Raw genomic sequence first — 16,550 nt, 5'->3', positions numbered from 1 at the left:
TAATTAAAAAGAAACTATTTGTCAAACGCATAACAAAAATATGAATCTTTTAAAAGCTATAAAGAAAGCGTGTTTAAAATAATCTAAAAAATAATTGTTAATCGTTTGACATTTTAAGAATTCTAAGTATGATAGAGAATATAAAGATTAAAAAAATTAAAAAGGGGAGAGAAAGATGAATCATAAAAAAGTTGCTAAAGAGATTCAACTAGCCTTAGGGGAAGGAAATTTAGTTGGAGCAGCACATTGTGCGACGCGTTTAAGACTAGTCGTTAAAGATAAAGAGAAAATTAATCAAACGGCTTTAGATACAAATGATGATGTGAAAGGAACCTTTGAAGCAAATGGTCAATATCAAATTATCATCGGTCCTGGAGATGTTGATAAAGTTTATAAAGAATTGATTTCGCTTACAAAAGTAAAAGAAGCTTCAACAGAGGATTTAAAAGAGATAGCTAATAGTTCAGGTAAAAAGCCTAACCCATTTATGCAATTAATCAAAGTATTGTCAGATATTTTTGTACCTATCGTTCCAGCCTTAGTTGCTGGTGGTTTACTGATGGCAATTAATAATGTCTTAACCTCTCAAGGATTATTTGGTCCTCAATCAGTGGTTGAGATGTATCCTAATATCAAAGATTTAGCATCTATCATTAATTTATTATCAGCTGCACCATTTGCTTTTCTGCCAATTTTAGTTGGTTTTTCTGCAACTAAACGATTTGGTGGGAATCCTTATTTAGGAGCTGCTATGGGAATGGCAATGGTTATGCCAGACTTAGTGAATGGTTATGGTGTAGCGAATGCGATTGCAGAAGGCACAATGCCTTATTGGAATGTGTTTGGTATGAATATTGCACAAGCTGGTTATCAAGGTTCCGTTTTACCAGTTTTAGCAGTGGCATTTATTTTAGCCAATCTAGAAAAATTCTTCCATAGACATATAAGTAAAGCCCTTGATTTTACCTTTACACCAATGTTAAGTATTATCATTACAGGTTTCTTAACCTTTGCAATTGTAGGACCATTCATGCGTGGTGTCTCGGACGGATTAACAGATAGTTTAGTATGGTTGTATGAAGCAACAGGTGCATTTGGCATGGGAATCTTTGGAACCTTTTATTCAACAATTGTTATTACTGGATTACATCAAAGTTTCCCAGCAATCGAAACCACGCTTTTAGCAGATATTGCAAAAACGGGAGGTTCATTTATATTCCCAGTTGCTTCAATGGCAAATGTGGCTCAAGGGGGAGCAGCCTTAGCGGTTTTCTTCTTAACAAAAAATGAGAAACAAAAAAGTTTAGCCTCATCAGCAAGTTTATCAGCCATGTTAGGAATCACTGAGCCAGCTATTTTTGGGGTAAATTTAAAACTCAAATACCCATTCATTTGTGCCATGATTGCCTCAGGTATTGCCTCAGCATTTATCGGTTTCTTCCATGTATTAGCAACAGCCATGGGGCCTGCGAGTGTGATTGGTTTTATCTCAATTGCAACACCATCAATACCGGCATTTATGATCGGAATTGTGATTAGTATTGTCATTTCATTCACCTTAACATTTATGTATGGTAAGAAAAAAATGACAGAAGAAGCTGTTATGGAAGAAGTAATGGTAGAAAAAGCAATAGGTGAAAAAATTTTAACACCTGTCACTGGAGAAATCATTGATTTAAAGACTGTTTCTGATCCAGTTTTCTCATCGGAAGCCATGGGGAAAGGTGTCGCAATTATTCCAAATAGTAGTGACGTATACGCGCCTTTAAGTGGTGAAATTACAGCCTTATATGAAAGTAATCATGCTTATGGAATGGTGACTGATAGTGGCGTAGAGTTATTGATTCATATTGGGATTGATACAGTTTCAATGTCAGAAAATGGTTTTGAAAGCTTTGTTTCTAAAGGTCAAAAAGTGGCTCAAGGTGAGAAACTAGGAACATTTGATCGTGACAAAATTAAACAAAATGGTTTAGATTCGACAGTCATGTTGATTGTAACGAATACATCAGATTATGGAAAAATGACAGTTACATCTCAAAGTACTGTGAATCAAAACGAAACTGTATTAATAGTAGAAAAATAGAAAAAAGGGGTAGTTGGTGAATACCAACTACCCCTTTTTGGATTAAAAAATATAGTCTGAACACTCTAGTAATTCTTCTTTATGAGCTTTTTTTGAAGTAACTAAAGCCATGTGTTTAAATGAATCTTGTAAACCAATGCCACCTTTTTTAGGCATTTTAACAATGGTAATGTCATTTTTAAACGCGTCTGTTGCAGGATTTTCAATAGACATGGAAGCGACAGAAGGAATGCCGGCTAGTTCAAATGCTTTAGCCAATTTTGCTGACATTTCACCGAAATTAGGATATTGCATGGCTGGACCACAAAGAACCGCGTCGACTTCAAATTTTTTAGCAAAACCGATAAATTTTTTCTCTACTTCGTCTGGATGTGTTAAATAATATTGATCCCCGCAAAACAGAGTCGCTACAATATCGGCATCATTTGCCTTAAACATTGGTTTTAGAATTTCACCAGGACCAATGGCGTTTTTTTCCCACTAGGTGGTAACATGGCGTTTTCATCGCTACCCATTCCTGCTTGAACATGATTTAAAATAAGTGCAATTTTTTTCATTATCTATTCATCTCCAATTTTATAAAGCATCAAAATCGAAATCGTCAAAACTGATATCTTCTTCTTCTTTTTTCTCTAAAATCGCTGCTTCTTCTTTAAGGTATTGATTATCCATTACTTTGATAAATGGATAATAGATAAACATGCCTAAAACAAAGAGAATTCCTTGTAATACAGCCCCTTGCCAACCACTAACGAGTAGACCAGAAAATATAATAGGAGTAGTCCATGGTAATTGAATCCCGTTTGTAAATGGAACTAGGCCAAGATTCATCGCAAAGTAAGCAATGATGATATTCACAGTAGGAACTAAAACAAAAGGAATTAGAATAATCGGATTTAAAACAATAGGTAAACCAAAAATAATTGGTTCGTTAATTCCAAAAATACCTGGTACTAATGATAATTGGGATAGTTTTTTGATTCTTTGACTCTTACAAACAATAATCATAACAACGATTAGTGATAGGGTAGAACCAGCACCACCAAATGTTGCGAACATATCTTGGAATTGTCCAGTAATAATATTTGGAATAGGTAACCCTTCTTTATAAGCATCCAGATTTTCCATCGATAGTGCACGTAAAACTGGATTAAAAACAGCACCAACGACACTTCCGCCGTTAATCCCAAAGAACCAGAAGAAATGTAAGAATAGATAAGCCACAACCATGGCACCTAAGGTATTACCTAAAGACAGTAGAGGTGCTTGTAATAAATTAAAAATGACTTCTTGTAAATTGCCATAAGGAGTTAAAGCTGATAACCAACTAATGATAAAAAAGATAGAAACAACAACAAAACTTGGAATAAGTGCTTCAAATGATTTAACGACAGTTGGTGGTACACCCTCAGGCATTTTGATTTTCCAACCTTTTTTCAGGACAAAAACAAAAAGTCTAGTAGCAATAAGAGCAGTAATCATACCTAAAAATAACCCACTAGAACCCATCCATTTTAAAGGTAAGCTACTCACTTCATAAACTGTTTCGGATCCTTCAGGCGTAAAAAATGTCGTATAAGGTGTAACGATGAAGAAAGCAACAAGAGATACGACTGCAGCTTGCATGGCATCTTCATCAAATTGCCTTGCTAAACTGTAACCAATACCAGCTACAGCTAAAATGGTCATTACATCAAAACTAGCGCTAGCTGGAACAGACATATGTTGAGCCCACTCAGATCCTAAAATAGCAGACATCCAACCATCCCATTGTGGTAGTGGGAAATTAGCGATTAATAAAAAGATTGAACCGACGATAAGTAGCGGTGTTGATAATAAGAATCCGTCACGAATCGCAATTAAGTACTTGTTTTCACCAATGACTCTAGCCATAGGTGTTAATATTCTTTCAAGCCAATCCAAAAACTTTTTCAATAAAATCAGCCTCCTTAATCTTTCTTAAATGTTTTGATGACTTTTAAGACATCTTTTAATGCTTTTTCCCCGTTCATCATGCCATATGCTTCGGGATCAATGGAACAAACAGGAATACCAAGAGGTTCGTATTCTGCTTTTGTTTTATCTAAAATAAATCTTACTTGAGGACCTAAAACAATGGCGATGGGTTTTTCTTTTTCAACCATTTCTTTTGTTCTACCCACAGGATGTGCGGATATTTCTAGAGGCATATTATGAGATTTAACAACCTCCATCATTTTATTCACCATAATACTTGTTGACATTCCCGCGTCACAAAATAAATAAATTTTCTTAGTACTCATTCTTTTTTCCTCCTTATTTTATCGGTGCTTTAATTCTTTTTTCATAAGCATCTAACCATTCTTGGCTAATCGGTTCAATAATCGTTGAATGGTTATTTCCCATATTAGCAATAAAAATAGCTGGTTCTTTTTCTTGATTTCCAACTGAAAAAGTAAATTCGACATTAGTTGCAACACCCCACTGACCACGATTGTTCATGGCGATTAGAGAAAATGCTCCAGCTTTTCCATATCTCTTTGTTAGCAAATCGTGAAAAGAATAGAGGGTTTGATCACACGCTTCTTGAGGTGAAAGTCCTTCTTTCATTTTTCTAACAATTTCATAGGCTAGGCAACCTTTCATTAAATCCTCGCCTAAACCAGTGGCAGAAGCTCCGCCAATTTCACTATCCACATAAAAACCAGAACCTGATAAAGGGGAATCTCCCACACGTCCCGGTCGTTTCATGAATAGACCAGAACTTGATGTGCCGGCTGTCATGCTTCCTTGTTTATCTAAAGTGACCACGCCCACAGTATCGTGACCATCATAAGCGCTTAAATTATGTTTTTTGATGTCATCCAAACGATTTGACCAAATTTTTCTTGCTCGTTCTGTTAACATTTCTTTTTCTTCAAAACCTTCTTCAATCGCATAATCGGTTGCTCCTTGTCCTACTAGAAAACTATTAAATTTTTCGTGACTTAGTTTTCTTGCCACAGAGATGGGATTCTTGATATCCGTGATTCCTGCCACTGCTCCCAATTGAAAGGTATCTCCATTCATAAAAGCAGCGTCCATTTCTAAAATGCCTTTAGCGTTTGGCAAACCACCAAAGCCAACTGATTTATAGAAAGGATAGTCTTCAACAGATTTAACCGTGATTTCAAGTGCGTCATCAGAAGATCCGCTGTTTTGTAGTAATTCATTGGCTTTAATAACACCATCATGAGCCATTCGCCAAGTTGCGATTGTACCGTAATTCATCCAATCTTCTCCTTTGTATTTTTATTAATAGCGTTTACATTTAGAATTATATATTAGTATATACTGTTTTGTCTATACTGAAATAAAAAAAGACAATTCGTCGAAACAAATTGTCTTGTGGTAGCGTATTAAATTCGGTGGAGAATGTTTTTAAACGTGTATTTATCTCCGCGATAATAAGATTTATCAAATAAAATAGGGTGTCCCGAAGCTGAATAGGTCGTTGTATGAACCAGTAAAAGGGGTTGACCTTTTTCAACTGCTAAAAACTCACTTAGTTCATCGGTCGCTAAAACAGCTTCTATTTCTTGATGGGAATAAGCAATGTCAGATTTTTCTTCAATTAATTTGAAAATTGAGCCAGTAATATTTTCTTCTAAAGTTGCTTCATCAAGAAGTGTTTCTTTAATAAAGATTTCTTCAATGGTCATCGGGTCTTCATCGAAAAATCTTAAGCGTTTAATATGAAAAACAGGTTCCTCTTGAACTTGAAGGTTTTCTTTTACTTCCTCAGGTAATTGAGTTGTTTTCTCAAAGGTTATTAATGTAGCTTTAGATGTTTTTCCGTAAGCTCGGGCACTTTCTGTAAAACTTAACAGACCATTTTTACCACTTTGAAACTTATCTGTTTGCTTCATGATGTAGGTGCCTTTACCTTTTTGTTTAATTAAAATGTTTTGTTTAATGAGTAGATCAACTGCTTTTCTAATCGTTAAGCGACTCACGTTAAACTCTTTAGCGAGATCATATTCAGAAGGTAATTTTTGTTCGATACTATACGATCCGTTTTTAATTTTAGTATTAATTTTATTAGCGATTTCAGTAAAAATATTTGTTGTATTTCTCATAGTTGAATCCTCTCATGCATAATAGAGGTATTATATCATGAATAAAAGGAGGAGACATGATATTTATACTCCTAATTCAGCAAGTAAGTAGGTATAAATCTCAAGATTTTTCATTAAATCTACTTTATCCATATATTCATTTTTATTATGTGCAATCCCTTTTTGCCCTGGAAAAGAAGGTCCAAAAGCAATGATATTAGGCATGCTTCTAGCATACGTTGCACCAGTCGTTGTAACGGGTGTCCCATCAAGTCCAGTTAACGCTTCATAAACTTTGGTCATTTTCTGAATCATGGGATGATGTGGATCAAATTTTGTAGAGGACATCTCTCTTGTAATCGATAAATTTGTTTCTAAAGGCAAGACTTTTTGTAATTGTTCAATAATTTGGTCTTTAGTAATCGAAACAGGGTATCGAGTTGAAAATTCCAGTATAATGGTATCTTTTTGAAACTCTAAATTAACTGGAGTAAGTGAGAGTTTTCCGGATTCAGCATCAAAAAAATCAATACCTAATCCAGATCCATCGTGTTTCTCATGGAAAGAGTTAGAAAGCCAAGTTAGGTATTCAAAAAATTCCCCAGAAACAAGATTTTCTTGGACCATTTTTTGAGCGAATAAAGTAATGACGTTTTCTCCTAAATCAGGAGCGTTACTCGGTGCTCGTTTTCCTGTTAGTGCGTAGTCATTTTGGCTGATGGAAAAGCTTAAAGAGTCAGGAACAGCACTGCGGTCAAAATTCCCATTGAAAGAAGTTAGACTATTTAAAGAATTATCAGTAATTTGTGTTACCAGTTTAATGCATAAGACACCGCGTTCTCCGTAGACAGCAGGGTATTTACAATCAGGAGTATATCCGTACATCGGTGGTTTTTCATGGGCAAGATACATAGGAATATCCGCTGAACCACTTTCTTCATCGGTTCCAAACATAATGCGGATTGTTTTAGTAAAAGGAAAGTTAAGTTCTTTTAAAACATAAAGCGCATAAAGATTGGCTAAAATTGGCCCCTTGTTATCTAAAACTCCTCTTCCATAAAAACAATCGTTATTTAATGTTAAATCAAATGGTGGATAATCCCAGTTTGTTCCTTCATGAACAACATCTAAATGACCGATAATTCCAATATATTCTTCGTTATCCTCTCCTAGTTGTGCATATCCCACAGCATTATCAACCATTTTTGTTTTAAAACCTAATTCTTCAGCCAAATCTAACGTAGCGAGTAATGCTTTTTTTGGTCCATTTCCAAAAGGGGCTATTTCTGTGGCTTCTCCTTTAACGCTGTTTATTTTCATAATTTTTGTTAAACCTTGAATGAATAATGGCTCAACTTCTTTTATTTTTTGTTTAATGAGGTCAGGATTCATTTAAAAATCTCCTTTTTGTTTTTAGTATATACTATTTTAACGGAGTTTCCAAAATAAAGATAAAGACCTTAAAATCAGTTAAAGTTGTTTAATAGTGATTAATAAAAGTTAATTAAACTTCATTTATGAAAATGTTTTATTGTTTTGGTGCTTATGTTAAAATAAAAGTATAAACAGTTTTAATGTTATGTTATAAGTTTTTTTATCATTTTAATAGTTAGAAAATGTTTTTTTTGTTTACAAATTGTGTTCAGTTAATGTTCCCGAATTTGACTATCATACTTAGAAAAGGAGAGATATCAATGAAGAGAAATAAGTTAATGAGACAAATTAGTACGACAATTATGGCGGGGATTTTATTAATGCAACCCCTCGCTGTATCTTCAAGTGAAATAAATCACTTTGTGAAAAAAGATGCGGAATCAGTCGTAGAAAAAGAGACAACCAGTTCAGAAACACAAGAGGCAACTAAAGAAAGTACGGAGGACTCAACGGAGAGTAGTTCGAGTAAAAAATTGGAAGAGTCATCGACAAGTGAAAGAATAGAGTCAACACAAGACACTGTGTCTGAAGAATCTTCATCAGAAGAAGAGGTAAAAGAAGAAACTAAAGATATCAAAGAAAAACTTTTCGTTAATTTTATGGTAGGAGAAGAAGTTTATAAAGAAGTCTCCGTCGAAAAAGGAGAAAAAATAGAGAAACCCAAAGATCCTATAGGTAAGGGAACCTTTTTAGGATGGTTTGATAAAAATGATAAAAAAGTGACATTTGAAGAAGTTATAGATGAAGAAACAGTGTATCATGCTAAATTTTCTGAAAAATTCTTAATTCAATTTAAAGACAGCACAGGAACGATTATTGATTCTTATGAACGAAATAAGAATGAAAATATAGAAGAAACTAAAAAAGATCCTAAAGCACCAGCAGATAAATTTTTTATGTACTGGTATGACGAGAGTGATCCAAAAGAGCAACCATTTTCATTTGAATTAAATAAAGTTTCGAAAGATTTGGTTTTAGTTCCTAAATTTTCCGATACCCATACCGTTCTATTTATTTCAGAAGGAACACAAGTAGAACCAGTTCAAGCAACAAATGGCAAAGGAATTGAAGAACCTACTACTCCAACAAGAAGTGGGTACACATTTAAACATTGGTCACTAAAACCAAAAGGTGAAAAATATGATTTTGCAACACCAATCACTGGAAACGTCACATTATATGCTGTTTGGGAAGCTGCTGAAGCTGAGTATACAGTAGTTTTTTGGAGAGAGAAGTTAGGAGTCATTGGTGATCCGGGTAGTAATCCAGATAATTATGAGTACGCTGGAACCTCTACTAAACAAAAAGGATTATCTGGTACAGAGATTGATATAAAGAGTGAACAAGAAGTTCAACAAATATTAGAGGGTAATGCTAATTATTATACAAGAAAAGGGATTGAGTATTATACATTTGATCATTCGAAAAAAGATAAATTATCAGGAAATGGTGAAACTACTATTAATGTTTATTCTAGATTAAGAATTTATAACTATCAATTTTATATTTTAGATCCATTGAACGGGTTTAATAAAAATGGGATAGATTATTTTGGAAAAAGGAATCAAAATGGAAACATACTGCCAAGTTATGAAGTAAAAGCTAAATTTGGAGAAAATGTTGAACGAAAATTTCCACAACCGGAAGAAATGATAATTAGGAGTAATAACTTTTTTTATGCTTTATCTCCGTGGAGACAAGAATCTTTATATCCAGTTAATTGGTTAGGGAAAACAACATACATCTCAACGACTTTTTTACCTAAAGATCCATCGAAAGAAAATTTAGGGGTGTGGATTGAATTTGAAAAAGAATTAAAGGAAATAACGTTTAATGAGTATTTAGAAAATGTTGAAGGTACTGATTTTAAAGGACCAAGAATTTTTAAAAATAATATGACTAAAAATAAAATAACTTACCATCCTAGAGATATACGAGGATTCTTTACGCCAATGAAACAAGAATTTGATCCAGCACCAGACTCAATTGATTTAAAATATAAAAGAAAATCATTTAATTTATCTTATGATTTAAAAGGTGGAACCTTTATTTCGGATGTTCCGATATCTAAAAATTTGAAATTTGAAGGAGAAATTGCTAGTCCTGGAATGCCAATAAAAAATGACTATGATTTTAAAGGCTGGTATTATGATGATGAGTATCGTAATAGAGTAGATTTCGAAAATTTAACTATGCCTGCAAATGACTTAAAATTTTTTGCCAAATGGGAATCTCAAGAAATTAAAGTCAAATACTTAGATGGTGTTAATGGTAAAGAACTACTAGAACAAGGATACGGTAAAAATGAAACCGTAAAATTCCCTCGAGAATATGTGAAGAATGAAACCTTTGTAGAAGATAAAGGTGTCTTCATGGGATGGTATTGGTTGATTGGTGGAACGACCTATTCAGAATTTACTAATACAATACCACTGACAAAAGATATTACATTATATGCTAAATGGAAAACAAATCCTTACTACGTTACATATGATAAAGGTCGTGGGACAGGTGAAGTTCCTGAGGATAAAAATATTTATTCTTTGGGATCTGTGGGAAGAGTTCTGACAAGTGATTCAATTACACCACCAAAAAATCATGTTTTTATCGGTTGGCGTTCTAATAAAGATTTTAATTTGTATCAAGTAAATGCGTTAATTCCTGTTAAAGGAGATACGCTATTAACAGCAGAATTTGCTCCAGAAAATGAAACGATTCATATTAATTATCATAATGGCGATGAAGTAAAACAAAGCTCAGCATACAAAAATACAAATATCCAGTTAGCCGGTGAGATCTTCAACAAAGAAGGAGCTAAACTAATTGGTTGGAGTAAGTCAGCTAATGGTGAAAAAGATTATGACTTATCTGCTGATTTTAAAACAGCAGACAAAGACATTGATTTATATGCCGTTTGGGAAAAACAAGAAATCAGTATTACTTTTAAAGCTGATGAAGGTGGTAAATTAGAAGGAAACCCAATTAGAACCATTAAAATTCCTTACGGGGTGACATGGGATAAAGTTATCAAGAATATTCCAAAGACAATTCCAAATGAGTTTTATGAGTTTGCTGAATGGGATCCTAATTTACCAGGAAAAGATGAAATATTAACTAAGAACTTAACATTTACTGCTAAATTCAAAAAACAAAAAGCGCAGCCTGTTATTATTAAATATGTAGATGAAATAGGCAACGAATTAGCGGATGAAGAACGTCTTGAAGGGGCGTTGGGAGTGGACTATCAAGCTGAGCCTAAAAAGATTGAAGGCTGGACTCTAAAAGAAACACCTGAAAATGCAAAAGGCGTCTTTAAAACAGTAGGGCAAACAGTGACTTTTGTGTATGTGAAAGAAGCAAATAGCCAACCTGTCATCGTTCGATATCAAGATGGATTAGGAAATACCTTAGCACCAGAAGTTGTGTTAACAGGTAAGTTAGGGCTACCTTATAAATCTGAAGAGAAGAAAATTCCAAATTGGGAGCTAGAGGGATTCCCATATAATATTTCAGGAACGTTTAAAGAGAGTATCCAATATGTTACGTACAGATATAAGAAAGCTAAAGGAGCCCCAGTAACTGTTAGATTTGTAGATAGAAATGGTAAACAATTAGCGAATCCAGTAGTGATGAATGGTTTTTCTGGTGAAGCATATACAGCTAAGGCTAGAAATGTGACTGGTTGGCAGCTAGTGGGAATTCCTGATAATATGAATGGCTTTTTCAGTGAGAATCCTTTAACAGTGGTTTTTGTTTACGATAAAGCTCAAGGAGTCAATGTAACTGTAAGATATGTAGATGAATCATATACGGACATAGTAGAACCAGATATTTTAAGTGGTAAACTAGATGAAACTTACCAAACAACAGCTAAAGAGATTGAAGGTTGGACGTTAAAAGAGACAGCAACAAATGCAGAAGGCGTGTTTACATCAGAGGAACAAGAAGTCTTTTATGTTTATGAAAAAGAAGAAGGCGCCAAAGTAACCGCAAAATATGTAGATGAATCCGGTAAAGAATTAGCTGAAAAAGAAGTGTTAAGCGGAAAATTAGATGAATCATACGAAACAACAGCTAAAGAGATTGAAGGTTGGAAGTTGAAAGAAACACCTAAAAACGCGAAAGGAACATTTACGAAAGAAACGCAAGAAGTAGTTTACGTTTATGAAAAAGAAGAAGGCGCCAAAGTAACTGCAAAATATGTAGATAAATTAGGAAAAGAGCTAGCTGAAAAAGAAGAATTAAGCGGAAAATTAGGTGAATCATACGAAACCAAAGCCAAAGTAATCGAAGGTTGGAAGTTAAAAGAAAACCCTAAAAATGCTAAAGGAACATTTACGAAAGAAACGCAAGAAGTCGTTTATGTTTATGAAAAAGTAAAAGAAGAAGTGGCAAAAGTAACTGCAAAATATGTAGATAAATTAGGAAAAGAGCTAGCTGAAAAAGAAGAATTAAGCGGAAAATTAGGTGAATCATACGAAACGAAAGCCAAAGCAATCGATGGTTGGATCTTAAAAGAGACACCTAAAAATGCTAAAGGAACATTTACGAAAAAAATGCAAGAAGTAGTTTACGTTTACGAAAAAGTGAAAGAAGAAATATCGAAAGTAAATGTAAAATATGTAGATGAATCGGGTAAAGAGTTATCTAAGAAAGAAGTATTAAGTGGTAAATTAGGTGAAACATACGAAACGAAAGCCAAAGAGATTGAAGGTTGGAAGTTGAAAGAAACACCTAAGAACGCTAAAGGAACATTTACGAAAGAAATGCAAGAAGTCATCTACATTTACGAAAAAGTGAAAGAAGAAGTATCGAAAGTAAATGTGAAATATGTAGACGAATCAGGCAAAGAATTATCTACAAAAGAGGAATTAAGCGGAAAATTAGGTGAATCTTATGAAACGAAAGCTAAAGAGATTGAAGGCTGGAAGTTGAAAGAAACACCTAAAAATGCCAAAGGAACATTCACGAAAGAAACGCAAGAAGTCGTTTATGTTTATGAAAAAGTAAAAGAAGAAGTATCAAAAGTAAATGTAAAATATGTAGATGAATCAGGCAAAGAATTATCTACAAAAGAGGAATTAAGCGGAAAATTAGGTGAATCTTATGAAACGAAAGCCAAAGTAATCGAAGGCTGGACTTTAAAAGAAACCCCTAAAAATGCTAAAGGAACATTTACAAAAGAAACGCAAGAAGTCGTTTATGTTTATGAAAAAGTAAAAGAAGAAGTGGCAAAAGTAAATGTGAAATATGTAGACGAAGAAGGAAAAGAATTAGCTGAAAAAGAAGTGTTAAGCGGAAAATTAGGTGAAACATACGAAACGAAAGCTAAAGAGATTGAAGGCTGGAAGTTGAAAGAAACACCTAAAAATGCCAAAGGAACATTCACGAAAGAAATGCAAGAAGTCATCTACATTTACGAAAAAGTAAAAGAAGAAGTGGCAAAAGTAAATGTAAAATACATGGATGAAGAAGGAAAAGAGTTAGCAGAAAAAGAAATTCTAAGTGGTAAATTAGGTGAAGTTTACGAAACGAAAGCCAAAGAGATTGAAGGTTGGAAGTTGAAAGAAACCCCTAAAAATGCCAAAGGAACATTTACAAAAGAAACGCAAGAAGTCGTTTATGTTTATGAAAAAGTAAAAGAAGAAGTGGCAAAAGTAAATGTGAAATATGTAGACGAAGAAGGAAAAGAATTAGCTGAAAAAGAAGTGTTAAGCGGAAAATTAGGTGAAACATACGAAACGAAAGCCAAAGAGATTGAAGGCTGGAAGTTGAAAGAAACCCCTAAAAATGCCAAAGGAACATTTACAAAAGAAACGCAAGAAGTCGTTTATGTTTATGAAAAAGTAAAAGAAGAAGTGGCAAAAGTAAATGTGAAATATGTAGACGAAGAAGGAAAAGAATTAGCTGAAAAAGAAGTGTTAAGCGGAAAATTAGGTGAAACATACGAAACGAAAGCCAAAGAGATTGAAGGTTGGAAGTTGAAAGAAACACCTAAGAACGCTAAAGGAACATTTACAAAAGAAACGCAAGAAGTCGTTTATGTTTACGAAAAAGTGAAAGAAGAAGTATCGAAAGTAAATGTAAAATACGTGGATGAAGAAGGAAAAGAGTTAGCAGAAAAAGAAATTCTAAGTGGTAAATTAGGTGAAGTTTACGAAACGAAAGCCAAAGAGATTGAAGGTTGGAAGTTGAAAGAAACACCTAAGAACGCTAAAGGAACATTTACGAAAGAAACGCAAGAAGTCGTTTATATCTACAAACAAAACAAAAAAACAGTAACTAAAAAAACTTCAACTAATAATAATGGATCGACAAGCGCAGGAAGAACTCTTCCTAAAACTGGAGAAAATAATATAAATTCATTTGTTATTAGTATGATTGGTATTCTTGGGCTAGCTGTTTTGGCGGTTTTAAAGAGAAAAGAAAAGGAATAATAAGAGCATTAGCAAACATAATGCTTGGTAAATTAAAAAGATAGAAGTAAATTGTGATAAAACGATAATTAGTTTTATCACAATTTACTTTATTTTTGTTCATAAAACATATATAAATAATGCGAAAAGAGAATTAAAGTGAGAAAAAATCGTCTAAATTCATTAATAGTTCTTTTTTTATCAAAAATTTCGCAACGTTGAGAAAAGTTTGATAAGGCAGGTTTTTTAAAAAAGAGATATACTATGAACATAGCAAAAGGAAATACATGATTATCAGTAAAAATCATGTTCATATAGGAGGATACAACCATGAAAAAAATAGGATATGTATACGCATCTAGTGAAGAAGCATACGTAAGAGAACAAGTTGAAGGCTTAAAAGGATTTTCAATCGAAACAGTCTCAATTGAAAAAGAAGATATGTCAGAAATCAGCCAAAGTGATATTGTTTTAACACAAGTTATTGAAAGCTTGGGAGCAGGGGACCAATTAGTTGTTTATGAATTGAGATGTTTAGGTAAGTCAATCATTCAATTAGCTGAATTTTTATCAGAATTAAAAGCAAAAGACATCCAATTAGTTGTTGTGAAAAAAGGTGCAGCTTATAGTGATATTAATGATGGACCTTATGTTGAAATGATTTTAAAAATTGCAGAAATGGAAAAATTAATTATCAGAGAAAGAACAACTAAAGGATTACAAGAAGCGCGTCGTAAAGGTCGTGTAGGTGGACGTCCAAAAATCTCTGAAGAAACCATTGAACAAATTAGATTCTTATACAACAACAATCGCTACACTTTGCGTCAAATTGCTGAAGAATGTAATATCTCACTTGGAACAGCGTATAAATACGTTCAAGAAAGATAAAAATAGAAACCTATGTGGATTAGAAATTCTAACCCACATAGGTTTATTTTAATTGTTCAGATTCATTAAAGTATTCTAAATAGCTTAGATACATCGCAATCATTGTCGCAAATCCAGTTGTGGATATAAGCATAAACATAACCACAATTTGGTATCTAATAGCGGTACTTGGATCAATTCCGGCAAACATTAAACCGCTCATCATCCCAGGTAAACTAACTAAGCCAACCGTTTTAGTACTATCAATACTAGGTGACATGGCAGTTTTTATACTGTCTCTAATGATAGGGAGTGAGGCTTGCTTTTTAGTTGCTCCAAGCGCAAGTTTTTCTTGAACTTGTTGTTTCTGATCTGTGAATTTCGAGTTCATGCTTCGATAACCAACACCCACCGCGGTCATGGCATTACTGGCAATCATCCCTGTGATTGGTACAAGTTGTGATGGGGTCCATTTTAAGGTGCCTGATAAAAATAAAACTAGCAATGAAACGCTCGTTCCTATACCAATAGCCGCTAAGGAAATCAAGAAGCCATTTTTTAAATGAGAGGCTCTTTTTCCAGCATGATAAGAAGCATTGAAAATAATAAATAGAACCATGGCACTTGTGACAATTAGATTATCTAATTTGAAAATTGAGCTAAGAATATAACCAATTAAAAATAGTTGAACAACAGCTCTAATTGCAGCAATGAAAATATCTTTACCTAGACCTAATTTTTCTTTGTAGTCAACAGATAAGGCGATGATGACCAAGGTACTGGCTAAAAGTAAAGAGGTATTTGAAATGTTAAGACTATTCATGAGAGTCACCTGCCAATTCTCCGTTTACTAAGGTGATGTGTTTTGAAGATAAATTGAATTCATCTTGATTGTGGGTCACCCATAAAATAGTTATATTCTGTTCTTCGTTTAGATCTTTAATAATTTTATGAAGAATATCTTTATTTTCTTGATCTAGTGCGCTAGTTACTTCATCTAATAAGAGAATTTTAGGTAAAAACAAAAGGTTTCTGACAAAGGCCACTCGTTGTTTTTCCCCACCGGATAAGGAATCAATCGCTCTGGTGAGATCTGCGCTCTTTAAATTGACAGATTTTAATAAAAAAAGAGCTCTTTCTTCATTAAAAGGCAGTTGTCTAATGTCATAGGGAAATACTAGGTTATCTCGAACAGTTTTTCCAAATAAGACAGGTGATTGAAAGAAATAAGAAACCTCTTTTCTATAATCAGTAGGAAGATACTGATTAATAGGTTGATGATTAAAGAGGATGTCTCCAGATGATATTGGAATCATGTTAGCAATGAGTTTTAATAAAGTGCTTTTTCCGCTGCCAGAAGGACCACTGATTGTTATGAAATCTCCCGAATCAATAGTCAGAGAAATATCAGTTAAAATAGATTTATCATTAGCTTTGAAATAAAGATTTTTTAATTCTAATAAGGGGATGATAGTAAAAACCTCCAATTTATGTATAACTTGTATTTTATCATGCTCCTTGTTATTTTGAGGAAGAAAAGAGCTTAAATGATAGTGATTTTCAAATAAATAGATTGATAAAAATGTAAAAAAGACTAAAAAATGAATAAAATTTATAAATTAACCGTTAAAATCTTGAAAGTCATGCTGTGATAGAGTAGGATATCAAAGA

The 16,550-nt window shown here is 33.5% G+C and carries 10 protein-coding genes and 1 pseudogene; 3 read left to right on the top strand and 8 right to left on the bottom strand.

The window, feature by feature from the left end:
• The first annotated feature begins 175 nt into the window (after window positions 1-175).
• Window positions 176-2,086: a sucrose-specific PTS transporter subunit IIBC gene (locus G7082_RS01530; RefSeq protein WP_166033412.1), complete on the top strand. Its 1,911-nt coding sequence runs from the start codon at window positions 176-178 to the stop codon at window positions 2,084-2,086.
• A gap of 42 nt (window positions 2,087-2,128) precedes the next feature.
• On the opposite strand, the pseudogene G7082_RS01525 reads toward G7082_RS01530, so the two are convergent.
• The 6 genes and pseudogenes from G7082_RS01525 to G7082_RS01500 form a co-directional block, all read right to left on the bottom strand.
• Window positions 2,129-2,643 (bottom strand): annotated as a pseudogene (locus tag G7082_RS01525) (GrdB-related putative oxidoreductase).
• Between the two features lie 19 nt (window positions 2,644-2,662).
• On the bottom strand, window positions 2,663-4,021 hold the full coding sequence (celB, locus tag G7082_RS01520; RefSeq protein WP_166033411.1) for a PTS cellobiose transporter subunit IIC: 1,359 nt from the start codon (window positions 4,019-4,021) through the stop codon (window positions 2,663-2,665).
• A gap of 14 nt (window positions 4,022-4,035) precedes the next feature.
• Window positions 4,036-4,368, bottom strand: coding sequence for a PTS sugar transporter subunit IIB (locus G7082_RS01515; protein ID WP_166033410.1), 333 nt, complete (start codon window positions 4,366-4,368; stop codon window positions 4,036-4,038).
• Between the two features lie 13 nt (window positions 4,369-4,381).
• Window positions 4,382-5,335, bottom strand: coding sequence for a glycosylasparaginase (locus G7082_RS01510; protein WP_166033409.1), 954 nt, complete (start codon window positions 5,333-5,335; stop codon window positions 4,382-4,384).
• Window positions 5,336-5,463: 128 nt separating this feature from the next.
• Window positions 5,464-6,183 (bottom strand): GntR family transcriptional regulator, LSA1692 subfamily, encoded by a 720-nt coding sequence (locus G7082_RS01505; protein WP_166033408.1) that lies wholly within the window; start codon window positions 6,181-6,183, stop codon window positions 5,464-5,466.
• A 63-nt stretch (window positions 6,184-6,246) separates the two neighbouring features.
• Window positions 6,247-7,554 (bottom strand): Sapep family Mn(2+)-dependent dipeptidase, encoded by a 1,308-nt coding sequence (locus tag G7082_RS01500; RefSeq protein ID WP_166033407.1) that lies wholly within the window; start codon window positions 7,552-7,554, stop codon window positions 6,247-6,249.
• Window positions 7,555-7,856: 302 nt separating this feature from the next.
• Here G7082_RS01500 and G7082_RS01495 point away from each other — a divergent pair, with 302 nt between their 5' ends.
• Window positions 7,857-14,033 (top strand): MucBP domain-containing protein, encoded by a 6,177-nt coding sequence (locus G7082_RS01495; RefSeq protein WP_166033406.1) that lies wholly within the window; start codon window positions 7,857-7,859, stop codon window positions 14,031-14,033.
• A 309-nt stretch (window positions 14,034-14,342) separates the two neighbouring features.
• Entirely contained in the window at window positions 14,343-14,900 is a 558-nt protein-coding gene (locus tag G7082_RS01490; RefSeq protein ID WP_166033405.1) for a recombinase family protein, read from the top strand.
• Between the two features lie 43 nt (window positions 14,901-14,943).
• Here G7082_RS01490 and G7082_RS01485 read toward each other — a convergent pair whose 3' ends face one another.
• Window positions 14,944-15,702: an ABC transporter permease gene (locus tag G7082_RS01485; RefSeq protein WP_166033404.1), complete on the bottom strand. Its 759-nt coding sequence runs from the start codon at window positions 15,700-15,702 to the stop codon at window positions 14,944-14,946.
• The gene (locus G7082_RS01480) at window positions 15,695-16,366 is read right to left on the bottom strand and encodes an ABC transporter ATP-binding protein (protein ID WP_420825018.1); all 672 of its coding nucleotides are present in this window, start codon (window positions 16,364-16,366) and stop codon (window positions 15,695-15,697) included. Before G7082_RS01480 ends, G7082_RS01485 begins: the two co-directional genes overlap by 8 nt.
• Window positions 16,367-16,550 lie beyond the last annotated feature (184 nt).

The sequence above is a fragment of the Vagococcus hydrophili genome (assembly GCF_011304195.1).
Taxonomy (GTDB): domain Bacteria; phylum Bacillota; class Bacilli; order Lactobacillales; family Vagococcaceae; genus Vagococcus; species Vagococcus hydrophili.
Note: the sequence above shows the minus strand (reverse complement) of the source record. Positions and strands in the feature narration are given on the sequence as shown.